The organism is Kaistella rhinocerotis, assembly GCF_030243905.1.
Classification (GTDB): domain Bacteria; phylum Bacteroidota; class Bacteroidia; order Flavobacteriales; family Weeksellaceae; genus Kaistella; species Kaistella rhinocerotis.
On record NZ_JASSYY010000002.1, the window covers coordinates 437,942 to 457,106 of the forward strand.

The following is a 19,165-nucleotide window of genomic DNA, read 5'->3' on the forward strand; positions in this document are numbered from 1 at the left end:
ATTTTATAAGTTGATTGAAACACCAATGCTTCCGTTGTTTCCGGCTTCTATGAAGGCGCCGAACTTTTCATTAAAGAAGTACCTTGCGCCGATGTGTGCCCCGAGACCAAGCGTATTTCCGAGAACGCCTACATCAAGCCCGGGATATACATCCCACTGTTCCGGCAAACCTAATACATCCTGAAGGTGAACATTAAATCTTCCGAACAGGAAGAAATTGTTGTTATTTTCACCATCCTTGTCGTCATCAAAATAGATGTTTGCGCCGGCACCTAGGGACAGCATATTGCTGATTCCATAATCGTAAGTTCCTGTTATTCCGGTGCCGTTTCCCCAACCGCTAATGCCAATCTGTACTTTCTGATCACCATTCCCGCTCCATGCCTGTGCCGCCACAGGTGCCGAAAGTAGGGCGGAGGCGATCAAAATCATTAGTCTTTTCATAAAAGGTACAGTATTGCGTTGCATGGCATCAAATATAAGACCAAAGCCTGACGCGCCGAAATTCTATTTATTTAATTTGTATATTTAATGGCACTTTTTTAATGATATAGAAATGGAAACTTTAAAAGTAACAGGGCTTAACCTAGACATAATCTGGAAAGATAAAACAGCTAATTTTCAGCAGATTGAACGCCAAACCAAACATTCGAAGGCGGACATCATCATGCTTCCGGAAATGTTCCCGACGGGATTTTATATGAAAGCGGAAGAAATTGCAGACCGTGACAATGAGACACTCCGCTGGATGAAAAGTCTCGCCGCAAAGACCGGCTCTGCCTTATGCGGAAGTGCCTCTGTAAATGAAAGCGGCAAGTTCTACAACCGTTTTTACTTCGTAAACCCCGATGGAAGCTACCAGTTCTATGACAAGCGGCATCTGTTCTCGTTTTCGGGCGAACACAAAACTTATTCGCCGGGCACGGAAAGGGTAATTGTTAATTTTAACGGTTGGAGAATCTTACTGCAAGTCTGTTATGACCTGCGTTTTCCGGTTTTTGCGCGTAATAATGATGATTATGATGCCATTTTCTATGTTGCAAACTGGCCTGAAGCCCGAATTGATGCCTGGCAAACACTGTTGAAGGCGCGAGCCATTGAAAATCAGTGCTATGTATTTGGTTTGAACAGAATCGGAACAGATGGGAACAATCTTCATTACCCGCAGAGCTCCTATTGCTTCAATGCGAACGGAGAAATAATTTCAGAAGTCACGGACCAACAGGTGATTGCGGAACTCGATATGGAAAGCCTCAATAATTTTCGCGAAAAATTTCAGTTTCTGGGTGACCGCGATTTTTTCAGAATACTTTAGGCTCCCGCGAATTCGTGCAGCAGATTGGTTAATGTATTTACATCGTGTAAGCCGCTTTCCTTCCAGAGAAGCTGGCCATTTTTGAATACTGCTAAGGTCGGGACTCCTCTCACACCATATTCAGCCGCGATTGTCGGGTATTCATCGACATCGATTTTTACAATTCTTGCCGCGTCGCCCACGTTGTCTTTCACCGTATTCAGAACCGAAGACTGCACTTTGCACGGGCCGCACCAGGTGGCAAAGAAATCGATCAGTACAGGTCTTTCTGAATTAATTAACTCGTTGAATTGCTGTGACATAATTAATTAAAATCAGATTAAATTCATTTTTCGGCTTGAATTGCCTTTACATTTTTGAGCGTTTTGCCGTAATGGACATTTTTAATTCCATTCTTCTTTAAAACAGTCATCGCTTCATTAGCCTGCCGACCAGTGTTGCAGAAAATGACTGTATTTTTCTGTTTACGGAAGAAATCAAGATTGTTTTCTATCGTCGCAAGCGGAATATTAACGGCATTGGCAGCGCTTCCTTCCGTAAACTGCTCCGGAACTCGCACGTCAACGAGCGCGGTTTCAGGATCTTTTACAAGTTCTTTCACGCTAATCAGTGTATCTTCAACCACAGGTTTAACTGCGGTGCACGAAAACACGGTGATCAGAAAAAAGAGCTGAAGTAAATTTCTTAAAACCATCAGATTTTGCTTTGACAAACGAAGTTGCTTTTAGGGATACCGGTTTCTTTAATCTTATTGAAGCCACCATCAACTTCAGAGAAATTGCGGATTCCGCGCGAATTCAGGATGCTCGCAGCAATCATACTTCGGTAGCCGCCCGCGCAGTGAATGAAGAAATGCTCGCCATCATCAATCATTGAAGCCCATTCATTTATGTTTGCCAAGGGTCTGCGGAACGCATTTTCTACATGTTCAGCTTCATATTCGCTTTCTTTTCTTACATCGATTACTTTTGAATTTTCATTGAATTGTTCGGCAAATTCCTGTGGCGAAATCCTGTGGATGCTGTCTGTTTCTTTATTTGAATTTTTCCAGGACTCAAAACCGCCATAAAGATAGCCCAACACATTGTCGAAGCCAACGCGGGATAGTCTCGTGATCACTTCTTCCTCGGTACCGCTGTCACAAACCAGCAAAATCGGCTGCTGCACATCCACGATCATTGCGCCAACCCAGGGTGCGAAATCTCCTTTTAAACCGATGTTCACCGAGTTCGGAATAAAACCTTTATGAAAATCTGCAGCGGACCGCGTATCCAGGATCAATGCGCCCGATTCTTCCGCCAGATTTTGAAATGCTTCTGTGTCCAATGGATTGTTGCCTTTTTCCAGCACCTCTTCGAAACTGCTGTAGCCGCCTTTGTTGAGCGCGACATTCATTCCGAAATATTTTGGCGGCGCTGAAAGTCCGTCGAGAACCTCCCGGACAAAAGATTCTTTATCCGGCTGATTCAGTGCATAATTGGTCTTTTTCTGGTTTCCAAGCGTATCTACGGTTTCTTTCTGCATGTTTTTGCCGCAAGCGGAACCTGCACCGTGAGCTGGATACACCGTGATGTCATCGGCCAGCGGCATGATCTTGCTCTGCAAACTTTCGTAAAGCATTCCAGCGAGCTGTTGCTGCGTCATGTGTGCGGCTTTCTGTGCCAAATCTGGACGGCCAACATCGCCTAAGAACAACGTGTCTCCTGAGAATATCGCGGTTTCCCTGCCGTCTTCATCAATCAGCAGAAATGTAGAACTTTCGAGTGTGTGTCCCGGTGTGTGGAGTACTTTGATTTTAATATTTCCGATCTCAAAAATCTGGTTGTCATCGGCGATGATTGCTTCAAAATCCGGTTCTGCGGTGGGTCCGTAGACAATAGGCGCACCGGTTTTTTTGGACAGGTCTAAATGTCCGGACACAAAATCTGCATGGAAGTGCGTTTCAAAAATATATTTAAGTTTCACACCGTCTTTCTCCAGCCTTTCGATATAAGGTTTGGTTTCCCGCAAAGGATCGATGATCGCGGCTTCATTTTCAGAAACGATGTAATAAGCACCCTGCGCGAGGCATCCGGTATAGATCTGTTCGATTTTCATCTTGAGGAGATATTAAAAAAATTATGGCACAAACATACGGCATATGTTAGCAGCCTAAAAGTATTGTGCGATTGAACGTGTCAATCTGCCTGTTGGGATAACCTGTATTCTGTAGTTTTTCCGGCTTTGTCAGACAGTTTTCCGGCCTGCCCATCCTGCACGATTTCCCACATGTAATTTTCATTGGTGAAAATTGGGTTTCCGCTGTGATTTACCGTTTTCGCGACCAGTCTTTGTTCACCTCCGTCGATTGGTGTAAGTTTTACAGCGACCAAATCGCCTTCGGAGTAATAAGTGACTGTAAGGTTTTCGCCCGCATCGTTTTTAAATTCGAGCGGTTTTTGAACCAGTTCGGCCTCTGCCGAAGCGCTTTCCGAAGCATTTTCTGTCGTGGATTGTTTGCATGCGGCCACACTTAAAATCACAAAAAGACCAAAAATTATATTTTTCATAGTTTAAAATTGTTGCTTTAAAAATATTTCTTTAATAATGATGAAAAGCCCCATTGCCAGTACGATCCAGCCAAACAGCGGCTTCAGTTTGCGGCCGTCCATCTTTTTTGACAGCCCCAAACCGATAAAGATTCCGAGTACGGATAAGGCACTGAAAACGAGCAGAAATCCCCAGTCATGCTTCACCATTTTCATCGTACTCAAAAAACCAAGCAGCGAGTTCATCGAGATAATGAAGAGCGACGTCGCTACGGCTCTTTTCATCGTGAGACCCAGCAGCATGACCAGTGCGGGAACGATCAGAAACCCGCCACCAGCGCCAATCAGTCCGGTAATAATTCCGACCAGCAAACCCTGAGAAACAAGGAGTGTGTAGTTGACCTCATCATATTTTCGCAGCCGCGGTCTTTCATTTTTCTGGATCATTTTTACAGACGCGATCAACATTAGGATAGAGAACAGCAGCAGCAAAAACATGTCTTTGGTAAGCGTAATTCCCCATCGGTTGATGATATAGTGCGGTAAATGCGGCAAAACAAGCCGCCGCGAAAAGAGTACACCTAAAATTGAAGGAATGCCGAAGGTGAAAGCGGTGCGGTAATTAATCTGTCCCTGCCGAATAAACCCTACGGAGCCTACGGTGCTGGTGACGCCCACTACAAATAGCGATAATGCTGTGGCGGTGACGGCATCAAACCCGAAGACATAGACAAAAATCGGTACACTCAGGATACTTCCGCCGCCGCCGATAAGACCCATTACGAGTCCGATGATGATTGCCGATAGGTAACCTAAAATTTCCATTATTAAATGTGGGATTTTTGAAAGTGCAGAAAAAAAATTGCCTTTTTGAAAAATTGAGCTTCACAAAACTACTAAATTTAAGGTAGAATTCCGGATTAGAACTGTTCGTTAGAGATGACTTTTATACAGTTTGGCTTTAAATTCACACCCGCTGTTTACCGGTTGTTTGACCGCCATTCCTTAACTTTAAACATTAAAAAGATACTAAAATGCACAATAAGATCAAATTTATTGAGGAACTTTCAGCGCGCTACAGCACCAAAGGAAGCTTTATTACCCTCGGAAAAGGCATGCTGGATGGTGAGGTGATCGCAGAAACCGACATCAAGATTCCCTTGAAAACGCTGAACAGACATGGTCTTATCGCGGGTGCTACCGGAACCGGAAAAACAAAGACCCTGCAGGTTTTTGCCGAACAGCTTTCGCATCAGGGCATTCCGTCGCTGGTTTTGGATATAAAAGGTGATTTTTCGGGCATTGCGGAAGCCGGTGCGGAAAGCAGCATGATTTCCGAACGTTACGCAAAAACTAAATTACCCTATCAGCCGCAATCTTTTCCGGTGGAATTAATGACCATCTCAGGTGAAAAAGGTGTCAAGCTTCGGGCAACGGTCACCGAATTCGGGCCACTTCTGCTGTCAAAGATTTTAGATCTGAATGATACCCAGACGAGCATCATGTCAATTGTTTTTAAATATTGCGATGACAAAGGCTTGCCGCTGATTGATCTTGATGATTTAAAGAAAGTTTTGCAGTACGTCACAGATAGTCCGCAAGGCAAAGCAGACCTTGCCAATAATTACGGTTCTATCGCACCGGCTTCGCTTGGCGCTATCCTGCGTTCTATCGTGGCTTTGGAGCAGCAGGGCGCAGCGCAATTATTCGGGGAGCCGAGTTTTGATGTGATGGATCTTTTGCACATGCGCGACGGAAAAGGTGTGGTGAATATTCTGCGCGTTGCGAACATTCAAAGTCAGCCACAACTGTTTTCTACGTTCATGCTGTCTCTTTTTGCGGAAATTTATATGACCTTCCCGGAGGAGGGAGATTCTGGCAAGCCGAAACTTGTGTTGTTTATCGACGAGGCGCATTTGATATTTAAAGAAGCTTCGAAAACCCTTTTGTCGCAGATTGAAACGATGGTGAAACTGATCCGTTCAAAAGGTGTCGGAATTTATTTCATTACCCAAATTCCGGGAGATGTGCCGGAAAATGTACTTTCGCAGCTTGGTCTGAAAATTCAGCATGCGCTGCGCGGATTCACGGCGAAAGACCGAAAGGAGATTACGAAAGCGGTGGAAAATTATCCCGTAACCGAATATTACAATGCAAGCGAGCTGATCCAGAATTTAGGTATTGGCGAAGCTTTTATCACCGCATTAGATGAAAAGGGAATTCCAACACCGCTCGTTCACACTTTTTTGATTTCTCCGGAGTCTCGGATGGACGTACTTTCGGACGCGGAAGTGGCTGAACTGACCAATAAGTCTGCTCTCGTAGCTAAATATGAACAGTCACTGAACAAAGATTCCGCCTACGAGATGCTTACCAGCCGTATGGAACAGGCTGTGCAGAAAGCCGGGCCTACATTGCGTAAAAAGGAAGTAAAGGAAGAGCCCGGAATGTTTGAATCTGTGATGAAATCCCGCGCCGGGCGTACCTTCGCGAACACACTTGCACGTGAAGGTGCTAAATTTGTACTCGGAATGTTTGGTTTGGGCGGCAGAAAAAGGTAAAATTGCGGCAAATTTGGCTTTGCCCGATTGATTTGAGAAGACTAAAAAATGTACGCAGTAATTGATATAGAAAGTAACGGAGCGGGTTTCAGGCAGGAAAGTATTATTGAAATTGCTGTGTTCAGGTATGATGGTCACGAGATTGTTGACCAGTTCATTTCTTTGGTGAACCCAGAAAGTGACATCACACCGTACGTGCAGAAACTCACCAATATTTCGCCTAAAATGGTGCGCACCGCACCTAAATTCCCGGAAATTGCCCGGCGAATCATTGAGATTACGCGAAACACCGTTCTGGTGGGACATAATATTGAATTCGATTACCGCATGCTTCGCCAGGAGTTTAAAAGATTGGGTTACGAATTTAAAATCAATACGTTAGACACTATTCCATTAGCCAAAAAACTCATTCCGGAAGCGGAGAGTTATTCGCTCGGGAAACTCGTGAAATCACTGGGTATTCCGCTTGTTGATCAGCATCGTGCCGCCGGGGACGCGCGTGCCACTTTAGAACTGTTCAAGCTGCTGCTGATCAAGGATAAAGATTCAGAAATAATTCAACAGCATCACGAAGAGAGTAACGGCAAGACGTACCTGAACAAAGTGCGGAATCTTACACAGGATTTGCCCGCGGCGCGTGGTATCATTTACCTTCAGAACAAAGACGGCAAGATTATCTATTACGATTTCGTAGATGACCTCAGCAAATTTGCAAAACATCTTTTCAGCTCCAAGCTTAAACGCTGGAAACAGATTCAGGAAGAAACAGAGCAGATCCAGTATGAGCTTACCGGCAGCAATCTTCTGGCAAAACTGATGATTTCCACAAAAGGTTTACGCAAAAAAGAAAACCTGCAATACGGTCTCTTCCATCGCAGTGACAAATATTTCGTAGAAAAGACCGTCAATATCAAAACGGAGGAGCCACTGTTGAGGTTCAGGTCATTTACACAAGGCCTGAAAGCGGTGAATTTTCTTCAGTCACGGCCTGAGCTTCAGGACGTGGAAAAGCTAAAAGACCTTCTTACCATGCGCGACCGCAGTGAACTTTGGTCTGCCGAAGGCAGAACATTGGGTGAAAAATCTTTTCTTATAATCGAAAATGGCCAACTGAACGCTTTTGGTTTCTACGAATTTCATACGCAGATCAATACACGAAAAAAGATCGACGCCATCAAAATTCCGTTCACCAGATTTTCTGATGATGTGAAAAACGAACTGAAACTTTCGCTTCTGCGCGGCGACTTTACAGTTTATCCACTTCCCAAATAAGTTTTTTGAAAATAATATAACTTTGCATCTTCTTATTTTTAAGAGGTTGCCGGTGAAATGGTTATCGACTTCACATTTTGCTGCTTTACTAATATTTTAACAACCATAAAATGACCGATAAAGATTTATTAAAAACAGCCGAACAGTTCGGCACCCCCACGTATGTCTATGACGCTGAATCCATCAAAATACAGTACGAGAAACTTACCTCAAGTTTTCACAAGACTACGCGGTTTTTCTATGCCTGCAAGGCACTTTCAAACATTAATATCCTGAAATACATCAAAAATCTGGGTGCAAATCTGGATTGTGTTTCTATCAACGAAGTGAAACTCGGCCTTCGCGCAGGTTTTGAAGCTAATAAAATTCTGTTTACGCCCAATTGTGTTGATCTGACGGAAATAGAAGAAGCGATGGCGCTTAATGTGCACATCAATATTGATAACATCTCTATTCTGGAGCAATTTGGGAATAAATATGGCGGCTCATATCCGATTTTTGTCAGAATAAACCCACATATTTTCGCGGGCGGAAATTATAAGATTTCCACAGGACATATCGATTCCAAATTCGGGATTTCGATTCATCAGCTCCGCCATATCGAGCGTGTGATGAAAACCACCAATCTCAATGTAGAAGGCCTTCACATGCACACCGGAAGCGAAATAAAAGATCCGGATGTCTTTCTACAGGGACTTGAAATCATGTTCGAACTGGCCGAACATTTCCCAAATCTAAAATACCTGGACATGGGAAGCGGCTTCAAAGTGCCTTACCAGGAGGGTGACATGGAGACTGATGTGAAAACTTTAGGTAAAAAAGTGGAAAAAGCGCTCGCTGAATTCTCAAAGACATCAGGGAAAAAATTTGAACTTTGGTTTGAACCAGGGAAATATCTCGTAAGCCAGAGCGGAAATCTGCTGGTAAAGACAAATGTCATCAAGCAAACCACAGCCACGGTTTTTGCGGGTATTAATTCAGGTTTCAATCACCTGATCCGTCCGATGTTTTATGATTCTTATCATAAAATCGACAATCTTTCGAACCCAAAAGGTGCACAGCGCATCTATACAGTAGTAGGTAATATTTGTGAAACCGATACTTTCGCGTGGGACCGCAAACTGAACGAAACGCGCGAAGGCGACATCTTGGTCTTCCGGAACGCCGGTGCGTACGGTTTTGAGATGAGTTCAAACTTTAATTCGCGGCTGAAGCCTGCTGAGGTTTTGTTCCTCAATGGAACCGCGAATCTCATCAGAAAGCGCGACGAGTTCGAAGATCTGCTCAAAAATCAGATTGAGGTTTTGTAAAAACTTCATTCAGTAACGACGAAAGTAGTAAGGAATCTGTAACTTTATTCAAAATTCACCCAATGAAAAAGCTATTAGTACTGTTTATGTTCTGCTGCAGTTTTTTGAATGCCCAATATCTTGTGGAAGAGACAGATATCTCCGATAATACGAGTGAACTTGCAAAACTTTCCATCTATTACGATCTGAATAACCCGATGGAGTTTTACCGTCTGAAATGCGAAAATGCGGTTTATGCGCAGTTTCCGGGAGGCGAAAATGCTTTTAAACAGACGTTGTTTAGTAACCTCCAAAGCTATCTGGACACGAGCCTGTATTCGGTGAACGGAACTTTTGAATTGATCCTTTTCGTGAACAAAGCCGGTAATCTGCAGAGTTTTCAGCTGAAGCCGGAAGTGCCGAACAGCAATTTGCTTTACCGCGACCTCGAACTTGCCTTGCGGCGAATGAACCCCAAGTGGACACCCGCCAGATGCGGCGGCGCGGCAACCGACTCCAAATTAAGGCAAAAGCTGAATTTCAGAACTGAAGCCTCAGATATTTAGTAAGGTAGCCCTGCAAGCAATTGCAGGGTTTTTTTATATATATTTAAAAAAAAATTAAATGGTGAAAAATTTATCCATTCTCCTGTTCATTAACAGCTTGGTATCTGCCCAAACACTAAAAAGCTTTCCGCCTGATCAGCACAGTTATTTGGGAGGCAGAGAAGCATTCTACCGCGACTTTCAGAAGATTATTCTTGAGAAAAAACTGTCTCCGTGTGAAAATAAAAAAGAATATTTCCATGCGCCCATCATCATAGATAAGGATGATACCGCGATAGTTTATGATGGGAATAACGCGCGTGCGCCCGAAAGTCAGTGTGCAGTGGCCCTCACAAGAGAAGTAATAAAGTCAATGCCAGGCTTTGTAGCGGCAAAGATAGACGGGAAGCCAACGGTAGCCGTAGCTCAGTACCTTATTTATCCGGATGCTTTTTTTGAGAATTACAAGGATGGTTATTCTCCTTACAATCAGATAGTGCAGCCTGAGTTCCCGGGCGGTATTGATGCTTTTCGGGAGCTTGTTAATCATCGTACTGACGTAAGTAATTTTTATCTTAAAGGAAAAGGCAAAGTCACCGTAGTCGTTCAATTTAAAATTAATAAAGAAGGGTCTATTGAGAATGTAACGCTTAAAAATTCGTCAGGACTTAAGGAATATGATGATATGATCATTTCTGCAGTGAAATCAATTAAGAAAAAATGGACGCCTGCGACGGTTCATGGAATCATTATAGATTACAACTTCACTATGCCTCTTTCTTTATCCTCAAAAGATATCATCCGATGAAAGTAAAATTTCTCTTTTTTCTGCTTCCATTTTTCAGTTTTTCGCAGGCCGTAAGTGATTTCCCGGACGGTCAGACGCCTTATGTTGGCGGTTATGATGCGTATTATAGAGATTTTCGTGAAATAATTAAGGACCAGAATATAAAGCCGTGCGCAAACGAAGCGGAGTTTTATCAGTTTACCGTATTGGTGAATCCTGACGCGACCATTAGTTTTGTGAAAGACCGGCACGAAAAGTATCTTTCCGCCAACAAATGTGCAGCAGATCTTGCGCGGGAAGTGGCAAAATACCAGGATGCGTGGAATCCCGCGGTTATCAATGGCGTGAAACAACCTGCGATCGCAACGTTTACCATTTTCCCGAAGCTTCTTTTTCAGAATGCGGCTGATGCTTATCAGCCTTCCATTACTTACCCTGTTTACGACAACCGTGGCGAAAAACATCTTTCTCATTTTTCGAAGCAGCTGAAAGCAAATCTGGATTTGCAGCGTTTCTCGTGGAATGACCGTTTCACTGTGGAAGCGAACTTCATTATTACCAAAGAAGGAAAACTCGAAGACATCGTATTAACCAAGAAAACAGGTCTCGAAGAATTCGACCGGATGATTTATTATGCTTTCAAAAGAACCAATAAACGCTGGAAACCCGCTACAGTAAACGGTCAGCCCGTAGATTACCGTTATAGTTATGTTTTGTCTGCACGTACGGAAATAGAGTATTAAGGTCGTGTATTTTTATTTAATGGTTTCGTTTCCCATGCCGATACACTGACATTCTGTCACGAAATTACTTATCTTTGCAATCTTAACGTGCCTTTGTATTTTTAAATTAAAGGCAGCGTATTTTTACTTTTAATATTTTTTTGAATTTTAATATCGTGCAGGAAAAATATATTGACGAAACCAAGCAGGGCGAAGCCTTTGCAATTGCGGAAAAACCTCAGAACTCCAAAAAACTCTTTCTCGAAAGCTACGGCTGCCAGATGAATTTTTCAGACTCTGAAATTGTAGCCTCCATCCTGAATGAGCAGGGTTACAATACCACTTTAAAACAGGAAGAAGCAGACCTTATCCTGCTGAACACATGCTCTATCCGCGAAAAGGCGGAGCAGACTGTACGCATGCGTCTGTCTCAGTTTAAAAATTTAAAAAAGGAAAAACCAAATCTTACCGTGGGTGTCCTCGGTTGTATGGCAGAACGCCTCAAAACTAAATTTTTAGAGGAGGAACAGCTGGTTGACCTCGTTGTGGGTCCCGACGCCTATAGGGATCTGCCTAATCTTTTGAAGGAAACCGATGGTGGCCGCGATGCGATAAATGTAATTCTTTCAAAAGAAGAAACGTATGCGGATATCAATCCGGTGCGCTTGGGCGGCAGCGGTGTTACCGCGTTCGTTACCATCACGCGGGGCTGCGACAATATGTGTACGTTCTGCGTGGTTCCGTTTACGCGCGGCCGCGAAAGAAGCCGCGATCCGCATTCGATCATCAAAGAATGTGTGGATTTATGGGAAAATGGATACAAAGAAATCACATTGCTGGGTCAAAACGTAGATTCATACCTGTGGTACGGCGGCGGTGCAAAGAAAGATTTTAAAAACGCCTCTGAAATTCAGAAACTGACGGCGGTGAAGTTTTCGCAACTGCTTGATATGGTCGCTACTGCGGTTCCTGAAATGCGTATCCGCTTCTCGACCTCGAATCCGCATGACATGACGACGGATGTTTTCGAGATCATGGCCAAACATAAGAACATCTGTAAATACGTTCACCTGCCCGTACAGAGCGGCAGCGACAGGATGCTGGAGAAAATGAACCGTCAGCACACGCGCGACGAATATTTAGACCTGATTGCGCAGGCAAAAAAAATCGTTCCTGAAATCGCGTTTTCGCAGGATATGATTATCGGTTTTTGTGGGGAGACAGAAGAAGATCATCAAATGACACTTTCGCTGATGCGTGAGGTAGAGTATGATTACGGATATATGTTCGCCTATTCTGAAAGACCCGGAACGCCCGCGCACAAAAAGATGGAAGATGATGTGCCTGCAGATGTGAAGCAGCGCCGTTTGGCTGAAGTAATCGCTCTGCAGGGTGAGCTTTCGCGAAAAAGGATGCAGGGATATGTGGGCCGGATTCATGAAGTTTTGATTGAAGGAACTTCAAAGAAAAACGAAAACCAGTGGAAAGGCCGCAATTCGCAAAATGCAGTTTGTGTGTTTGATAAGCTTGAAGGCCAGAAATTAGGAGACATCGTGTCCGTTATGGTGCACGGAAACACGCAGGGAACACTTTTGGGGAAGACGGTTCAGTCGGTTTCCGTTGAGGTAAACTGATTTTCCTGAAATTAAAATTTTTAAAAAATGGCAGATCTACAATCTATAAAAGCAAGATTCGGCATCATCGGGAACTATCCCGCACTCAACCGCGCGCTCGAAAAGTCGATACAGGTTGCTCCGACAGATATTTCGGTTTTGGTGATGGGTGAATCTGGTGTTGGAAAAGAATTTATCCCAAAAATAATTCACGGAGAATCCCGCCGTAAGCATCAGCCATACATCGTGGTCAACTGCGGTGCCATTCCGGAAGGAACGATTGATTCTGAGCTTTTTGGTCACGAAAAAGGTGCTTTTACTGGCGCAACTTCCACGCGTAAAGGATATTTTGAAGTAGCTGACGGCGGAACCATCTTTTTAGATGAAGTGGGTGAACTGCCCTTGCAGACGCAGGTACGGCTTTTGAGGGTTTTGGAAAGCGGTGAATTTATGAAAGTAGGTTCGTCACAGGTGCAGAAGACCGATGTAAGAATTGTAGCTGCAACCAACGTGAATATGCTCAATGCCATCGAAGACGGCCGGTTCCGGGAGGATCTTTATTACCGATTGAATACGGTTCAGATCGATATGCCGCCACTGCGCGAACGAAAAGGTGATATCCATCTGCTTTTCAGGAAGTTCGCAATAGATTTTGCCGAAAAGTACCGCATGCCGGAACTGATGCTGACAGACGATGCCGTAAATTACCTGGAAAAATACCCGTTTCCCGGAAATGTGCGCCAGCTTCGAAACCTCGTAGAGCAGATGACCGTGGTAGAACAAAACCGTTCGGTAAACGCGATTAAACTTTCAGAATACATCCCGCAACATAATAATTTGCCGGCTATCGTTCAAAAAAATTCGGGCAGTGGCAGCCAGGATTTCGGTTCGGAACGTGAAATCATGTACAAGATTCTTTTTGACATGCGAAATGACCTTAATGACTTGAAATCACTTACTTCCGAGCTCATTAAGAACAGAGGCAACAATGATTTGAGTCATCATGAGAAAAATCTCATCAACCGCGTCTTCACGCCGGACACTGCAAACGCAAATACGAATTCTCTGTTGTATTTCGAGAACTCAAATAACCAGTTCCCAAATCAAAATATGATGACGGAGAGTGGTGATGACTATGGTGAGGTAGAAGATATCGAGATTGAGGAAACCAAACAAACTTCACTTTCGCTTCAAAATAATGAGCGTGAATTAATCGTAAAAGCACTCGAAAAGTATAATGGCCGGAGAAACAAGGCTGCGGATGAACTTGGGATTTCGCAACGCACGCTCTACCGAAAAATTAAGCAGTATAATCTTGAAGATTAAGATGAGGTACGATTTAAATAAAACAAAAATTCTGGCGCCGTTATATGTAATGGCTGTCGTTATTTTGCAGGGTTGTTACTCTTTCACGGGCTCATCTCTGAGTCCTGAAACACAGACAATTCTTATACGGGATTTTCCTAATAATGCTGCGCTGATGAACCCGAATCTGGCACAGCAATTTTCCACGGATATTCAAAACCGGTTCCTGCAGCGCACCACACTCAAAGGAGCCGCAGAAAATCCCGATATCCTGATAGAAGGTGAAATCACCGATTATGCAATCACGCCCACCACGATATCGTCTGCAGTGAATGCTCCCGGCGGCAATATTCAGGCTGCACAGAATAAGCTCACCATAACCGTAAAAGTTCATTATGAGAATAAGATCGAACCTGAAAAAAGCTTTGACCGTACCTATTCGGATGAGGCGGTTTTCAGCAGCGACCTTGATATCAATGCGATAGAAGCATCACAGGTGAAGGTGGTAAACGAAAGGATTATTAATAAAATTTTTAACGACATCGTCGCTAACTGGTAATATGAAGGGAAGAATCTTAGAATTGGTAAAAGCGCCGGATTTGGTAGTAAGCAGTGATTTAAAACTGCTTCAGTCTGAAATCGAAAAAACACCTTATGCGCAAAGTATCAGGGCGTTATATCTTTATGCTACACACAGGCTGAATCCGGAAAGTTACACTGAGGTTTTATCTGAAACTGCCGCGTATACTACCGATAAAAAGAACATCTATCAATTCATCAATAAGAAAACTGCTCCAACACCAGAAATGAAAGTGGCTTCTGAGCCACAGGTTGAAGAAGCAGAAGTAGCGGTTGTTCAGGATTCTAAAGTTTATACTGAAATCATAGCTGAAGAACGCGAAGCACCAAAGCAAGTGCACGTAAACGGCGAACTGAACCGAATTTTGTTTGAAGGCGAGGAAGATTTTCTGGAGCGTGAACAGGTTGCGATTGACATTGAACAAAGCAGAGAAAGTGGCGTGATCACCACCCAGCCTGTTGAAAACCAAAAGGAAATCGAAAAACCTAATGTTTCTCAAAGTGATCCGGAGACGGTTTCTGAGACAGTTCCTCTTGTTCCGCAAACCCCGGATCTTCCCGAAATTCCCGAAGAATCGGGGAATGAAGGCGCGCAAGTGATCGATACAGATCCAATAAAGGATGCTGCAACCGATACGGTTGAAGTGCAAGAAGAGGAAGTTCAAGGGGCGGGCACATCAGTAAATTTCCACGGCACGGAGGATTTCCTGCCCGAAGTGAAGCTTTCTGCAACGCCGGTTTCTCCTGCAATGAAGCATGTGTCAGAAGTATCACCTTCCAAACATGAGCTCGAGATGCAGCAACTTATTGCGGAAGTGGAAGCGAAAATGAAAAAGCGTCGCCGAATCGCTGAGCCGGAAAGCGAAACAATACTTGATAAAGGTTTAGATTTCGCCGATGTGCAGGATTTTGAAGTGAAGGATGAGGAAAAAGAAACAACTGAATCAACAGTCTTTGAAAATTCTCACAATGCTGAAAAATCTTTGGAAATTGAAGACCAGGGTACTGAAAATAATGAGGATTCGGCCGCAACAGACAGCAAACCTACTGATGGTTGGAAGCCAATGTCTTTTTCAGGAAACACACCGGACGCGCTTTTATTGCAATCTGAAGATAAGAAAGAAATACCTGCAAAAAGTGCTGATATTGAAGCTGAAAACTCGGTTTTCGCAGCGGAGAATTCTGAAGATTCTGCATTTAATATTTCATTTTTCACCCAGGAAGTTACCTCGCTCGAAACTACGGCTGCTGAAGATTTGATCCGCGATCTGAAAGACCACGTCGAACCACAGGAAACAGAGGAGGCCAGTAATGTTCCGGTTTTCATCAATACCTGGCAGAAGTGGTTGAAAATTGACCGCACACCGGAGGTGCCGCAGGTTTCAAAAGAAGTGGAGAAAGAAAAGGTGATCGAGAATTTTATCGTAAAAGAGCCAAAGATTTCCAAGCTTAAGGAAGAATCGGATTTTGTGGTTAAAGACCGCGGCGACAACATCTCACACCTGATGACTGAAACGCTCGCAAAACTTTACATGGATCAGAAACTTTACGCCAAAGCGATAAAAGCCTACGAAACACTGACGGAGAAGTTTCCCGAAAAGAAATCTTATTTTGCGGAACAGATTAAACTGATCAAGGAACTGCGCCAGAACAGGCAGCCTTAAAACAATCCAAAATAATTAATGAAAATGGATGTTACGATAATTGTTGGCCTGATGTTATTAGGTCTGTTAGCTGGCTATCTGAGCGGTCTGGTGGGCATTGGCGGCGGAATAGTAATGGTGCCGGTTTTGGTGCTTTTGTTCGGCTTTACGCAACATCGCGCGCAGGGAACAACATTAGCTCTCCTTATTTTTCCTGTTGGAATTTTAGGCGTATTAAATTATTATAAAACCGGAAATGTCGATATAAAAACGACATTGCTGCTGTGCGTGGGGTTTGTGCTCGGCAGTTATCTTGGCAGCAAAACGGCAATTACGCTGTCACAGGACATGCTTCGGAAGATTTTCGCGGTGCTGCTCGTGGCCGTGGCTGCTAAAATGTTTTTTCAGAAATAATACTGCTATACTGCTAAATGCCGGCTAATGTTCGATATTACGCCGCTCCACAGCTTCTACATCGATGATTTTTGCGTGGCTCGGAGTTCTTAAACCTTTGATTTTCCGCCACAATTTCCGTCCAAAGATAAACACCGTAATCAGCAACCCGATTGCAACTACAAATGCGATTACTGGTGCTGCCAAAGCCAAAAATGACATCAAGCCTGCACCTGCTGTCTCAGTTGTGGCCACCACGGAATTACCTAAACCGCCTGTGGTAGCCGTAGATGCCGCACGCGTGCCGGCAAAACCCGAACTGATCGCCGCGGCTGTTCCACCACCAGCAATCAACGCCAATGCCCATTGCGGAAACAATCCAATATCAGCGAACTGACTTGCAAACATCACCGTACCGGCAGCTGTCGCGAGCGGAACCGACAAAGTATCCAGCAAATGGTCAATAAATGGGATATAATATGCCAAAATCTCAGCTATCATCGCGATTCCTGTCGCTATAAGTGTCGGTAGGCCCGTAAGCCACGCAAAGCTTTCCGTCATCGGAATCCAGCCAAGGTACGAGGCCAAACTTACCGCAAACATCGGCATGAAAATGCGGAAACCTGTAGCCGCAGCCAGTCCGATACCGATAAATGCACTGAGGATATAAGGCAAAAATGAGGCTTCGCTGAGCATATTTTAATCGTTTAAAAGGTTGAAGGCAAAACAAATGTACAAATTAATCACATTTGCCGGACTCTAATTTTTTGGTTTACAAAGCATTAGAAAATCTTCCTGTACTGCATTGAAATCTGCGGGCATTTCTTTGGAAATCCAGAAGATCATCGCAAGTGTATTCTCGCCAAAACGTGCTGCAAACGCCGGTTTGTGATGCCGGTACGCTTCGCGGAGCAGGCGTTTGACACGATTTCTGTGTATCGCTTCTTTAAATAATTTTTTCGAAACTGACACGCCGGTTTTCGGTCCCAACAACTCGGAACCTTCCTGCGGCTTCCTGTCCAGATCCAGCGAAATGACGCGCAGATTTCCGCAGGACGTCCATTTTCCTTTGGTGAAGAGCAAATCGATCTGGCGTTTTTGCTTCAGTTTTTGATGTGCGGAATATTTGTAATCCAAGTTTAGTGTTTAAAAGCCGATTCTAAATGTCTGAGCTGGTTGCGGTGTCGTTCTCTTTATCAATGAGATAATTAATGACTTCTGCCGCTGCGTACAAACCGAAAATTGCCGGAATATAGCTGATCGTTCCGTAGAACGAACGTTTATAGTTGCTTCCGTCTGTCATTTTCAGGCTATCTTCATCCTGAATTTCATTTGAAAACACGCAGCGCACGCCTTTGTCGATCTTTTCGGCTTTCAGGCGTTTCCGCACCTGGCGGGCGAGGAAACAGTTGTAGGTTTTGCTGATGTCGCGCACCATCACTTTGGCAGGATTTATTTTTCCGCCGGCACCCATACAGCTCACGATTTTTATGCGTTTGCGTTTGGCTGCTTTTATGAGTTCAATTTTTGGCGTAACGCTGTCAATACAGTCGAGCACATAATCGAACTGGTCTCCGTCGATCACGGCCTGCATTTTTTCCGGTGTCAGGAATTCGTTGATCTCAGTGAGTTCAATTTCGGGATTGATGTCGCGCAGACGCTGTGCCACCAATTCTACTTTCGGTTGCCCGACCGTGGAGTGAAGAGCCGGCAACTGCCTGTTGATGTTGGTTAAATCAACCGTGTCACCGTCAACAATGGTAAGTTTTCCGACGCCTGCGCGCGCCAAAAATTCAGCAGCAAATGAACCCACGCCACCAAGTCCCACTACTAGCAGGTTGGCACGTTTAAGTTTTTCAATTCCGTGCGCTTTTACCAAAAGTTCTGTGCGTTCCAGCCAGTTTTTATCCATTTTGAAGTGGTAAATTTATTGATTTGAGGTTTTCGGGGATTTGAAGGTTTAATTCTTCAATCGTTATATTTCTAAGTTCAGCCGCCTTTTGATAAAGTTTTTCAATTTCAATGTCCGCAGAGTCGGTTTCGATAAAAAATCGGTTTGGCGGCATTTCTTTAAAAAAGGCCTGCAAATTTACGTTATACATCAGTGATTTGCCAAAACTGAGCATGAACTGCTTTTCAAGAAGCTCATCTCCGATGGTTTTCCGCTTATTGAAACCGTGAATTACCACCGGTACATCCGCGTTCCGGCAAATTTCAATTATTGCCGGAAAGCTTTTAACACAATGGATGATTAAAGGTTTCTGAACTTCGTTGGCCAGCATGATCTGTTTTTCAAAAACGTGTTTCTGCAGATCTGCATTTTCATACCGTGCGTCGAGGCCGCATTCGCCAATCGCCACGCAGTTTTCCAATACCGCCATTCTTTCCAGCCAATCAAACTTCTGCTCAAGGTCTTCGGAAAAGGAATCTGGATGAATTCCTGCAGAAAAATACGTTTTCGGCAGTTCATCATTAAACTTCACGTTATAGATTCCAAAATCTGTGTTTGAGTTGTGGTGATGAAAATCAAAGTACAGCATCAGAATTCGCGGACATGATTGTTAAACATTCGTTTGAATTTTCAAGTTAAAATTTTTAACTTTACTAAAAATA

Annotated in this window: 22 protein-coding genes; 12 read left to right on the forward strand and 10 right to left on the reverse strand. The window is 43.9% G+C overall.

All coding sequences use genetic code 11. From position 1 onward, the window contains the following. Positions 1–3: 3 nt before the first annotated feature. Positions 4–444, reverse strand: a complete 441-nt coding sequence (locus QEP06_RS07225) for a DUF6646 family protein (protein WP_251832528.1) — start codon at positions 442–444, stop codon at positions 4–6. A gap of 112 nt (positions 445–556) precedes the next feature. Between QEP06_RS07225 and QEP06_RS07230 the strand changes: the two genes are divergently transcribed. Next, positions 557–1,315, forward strand: a complete 759-nt coding sequence (locus tag QEP06_RS07230; RefSeq protein WP_285269687.1) for an amidohydrolase — start codon at positions 557–559, stop codon at positions 1,313–1,315. On the opposite strand, the gene trxA is transcribed toward QEP06_RS07230, so the two are convergent. From trxA to QEP06_RS07255, 5 genes are all read right to left on the reverse strand, one after another. Further along, a complete protein-coding gene (trxA, locus tag QEP06_RS07235) occupies positions 1,312–1,617 on the reverse strand; it encodes a thioredoxin (RefSeq protein WP_251832526.1) in 306 nt (101 codons plus the stop codon). The genes QEP06_RS07230 and trxA overlap by 4 nt on opposite strands. Before the next feature lie 23 nt (positions 1,618–1,640). Continuing rightward, on the reverse strand, positions 1,641–2,009 hold the full coding sequence (locus QEP06_RS07240) for a rhodanese-like domain-containing protein (RefSeq protein WP_285269688.1): 369 nt from the start codon (positions 2,007–2,009) through the stop codon (positions 1,641–1,643). Then, complete coding sequence (locus QEP06_RS07245; protein WP_285269689.1) at positions 2,009–3,412, reverse strand: MBL fold metallo-hydrolase; 1,404 nt, start codon at positions 3,410–3,412, stop codon at positions 2,009–2,011. Before QEP06_RS07245 ends, QEP06_RS07240 begins: the two co-directional genes overlap by 1 nt. An 80-nt stretch (positions 3,413–3,492) precedes the next feature. After that, positions 3,493–3,864 carry a hypothetical protein gene (locus QEP06_RS07250; protein ID WP_251832523.1) on the reverse strand — a complete coding sequence of 124 codons (372 nt, stop codon included), beginning with the start codon at positions 3,862–3,864 and terminating at the stop codon, positions 3,493–3,495. 3 nt (positions 3,865–3,867) lie between these two features. Continuing rightward, a complete protein-coding gene (locus QEP06_RS07255) occupies positions 3,868–4,668 on the reverse strand; it encodes a sulfite exporter TauE/SafE family protein (protein WP_285269690.1) in 801 nt (266 codons plus the stop codon). A 209-nt stretch (positions 4,669–4,877) separates the two neighbouring features. Between QEP06_RS07255 and QEP06_RS07260 the strand changes: the two genes are divergently transcribed. The 11 genes from QEP06_RS07260 (at position 4,878) to QEP06_RS07310 (ending at position 16,573) form a co-directional block, all read left to right on the forward strand. Further along, entirely contained in the window at positions 4,878–6,404 is a 1,527-nt protein-coding gene (locus QEP06_RS07260) for a helicase HerA-like domain-containing protein (RefSeq protein WP_285269691.1), read from the forward strand. 48 nt (positions 6,405–6,452) lie between these two features. Next, entirely contained in the window at positions 6,453–7,676 is a 1,224-nt protein-coding gene (locus QEP06_RS07265; RefSeq protein ID WP_285269692.1) for a 3'-5' exonuclease, read from the forward strand. 110 nt (positions 7,677–7,786) lie between these two features. Then, positions 7,787–8,986 (forward strand): diaminopimelate decarboxylase, encoded by a 1,200-nt coding sequence (gene lysA / locus QEP06_RS07270; RefSeq protein WP_285269693.1) that lies wholly within the window; start codon positions 7,787–7,789, stop codon positions 8,984–8,986. A 62-nt stretch (positions 8,987–9,048) separates the two neighbouring features. After that, the gene (locus QEP06_RS07275) at positions 9,049–9,531 is read left to right on the forward strand and encodes a hypothetical protein (protein WP_285269694.1); all 483 of its coding nucleotides are present in this window, start codon (positions 9,049–9,051) and stop codon (positions 9,529–9,531) included. A gap of 58 nt (positions 9,532–9,589) precedes the next feature. Continuing rightward, a complete protein-coding gene (locus QEP06_RS07280; protein WP_285269695.1) occupies positions 9,590–10,318 on the forward strand; it encodes an energy transducer TonB in 729 nt (242 codons plus the stop codon). Continuing rightward, positions 10,315–11,040: an energy transducer TonB gene (locus QEP06_RS07285; protein WP_285269696.1), complete on the forward strand. Its 726-nt coding sequence runs from the start codon at positions 10,315–10,317 to the stop codon at positions 11,038–11,040. Before QEP06_RS07280 ends, QEP06_RS07285 begins: the two co-directional genes overlap by 4 nt. A 155-nt stretch (positions 11,041–11,195) precedes the next feature. Further along, a complete protein-coding gene (gene miaB, locus QEP06_RS07290; RefSeq protein WP_285270074.1) occupies positions 11,196–12,653 on the forward strand; it encodes a tRNA (N6-isopentenyl adenosine(37)-C2)-methylthiotransferase MiaB in 1,458 nt (485 codons plus the stop codon). Between the two features lie 27 nt (positions 12,654–12,680). Next, positions 12,681–13,958: a sigma-54 interaction domain-containing protein gene (locus tag QEP06_RS07295; protein ID WP_285269697.1), complete on the forward strand. Its 1,278-nt coding sequence runs from the start codon at positions 12,681–12,683 to the stop codon at positions 13,956–13,958. Positions 13,959–14,007: 49 nt separating this feature from the next. Next, positions 14,008–14,496, forward strand: a complete 489-nt coding sequence (locus QEP06_RS07300) for an LptE family protein (protein ID WP_425256196.1) — start codon at positions 14,008–14,010, stop codon at positions 14,494–14,496. A 1-nt stretch (position 14,497) separates the two neighbouring features. Then, positions 14,498–16,180, forward strand: coding sequence for a hypothetical protein (locus QEP06_RS07305; RefSeq protein WP_285269699.1), 1,683 nt, complete (start codon positions 14,498–14,500; stop codon positions 16,178–16,180). A 24-nt stretch (positions 16,181–16,204) separates the two neighbouring features. Further along, the gene (locus QEP06_RS07310; protein ID WP_251832512.1) at positions 16,205–16,573 is read left to right on the forward strand and encodes a sulfite exporter TauE/SafE family protein; all 369 of its coding nucleotides are present in this window, start codon (positions 16,205–16,207) and stop codon (positions 16,571–16,573) included. A gap of 24 nt (positions 16,574–16,597) precedes the next feature. Here QEP06_RS07310 and QEP06_RS07315 read toward each other — a convergent pair whose 3' ends face one another. The 4 genes from QEP06_RS07315 to QEP06_RS07330 all read right to left on the reverse strand — a co-directional run bounded on the left by QEP06_RS07315 (position 16,598) and on the right by QEP06_RS07330 (position 19,092). Continuing rightward, positions 16,598–17,248, reverse strand: a complete 651-nt coding sequence (locus QEP06_RS07315; RefSeq protein ID WP_251832511.1) for a DUF4126 domain-containing protein — start codon at positions 17,246–17,248, stop codon at positions 16,598–16,600. Between the two features lie 63 nt (positions 17,249–17,311). Beyond that, positions 17,312–17,689 carry a ribonuclease P protein component gene (rnpA, locus tag QEP06_RS07320; protein ID WP_285269700.1) on the reverse strand — a complete coding sequence of 126 codons (378 nt, stop codon included), beginning with the start codon at positions 17,687–17,689 and terminating at the stop codon, positions 17,312–17,314. A gap of 22 nt (positions 17,690–17,711) precedes the next feature. After that, complete coding sequence (locus QEP06_RS07325; RefSeq protein WP_285269701.1) at positions 17,712–18,464, reverse strand: tRNA threonylcarbamoyladenosine dehydratase; 753 nt, start codon at positions 18,462–18,464, stop codon at positions 17,712–17,714. Then, positions 18,457–19,092 (reverse strand): TatD family hydrolase, encoded by a 636-nt coding sequence (locus QEP06_RS07330; protein WP_285269702.1) that lies wholly within the window; start codon positions 19,090–19,092, stop codon positions 18,457–18,459. Before QEP06_RS07330 ends, QEP06_RS07325 begins: the two co-directional genes overlap by 8 nt. Positions 19,093–19,165: the final 73 nt, after the last annotated feature.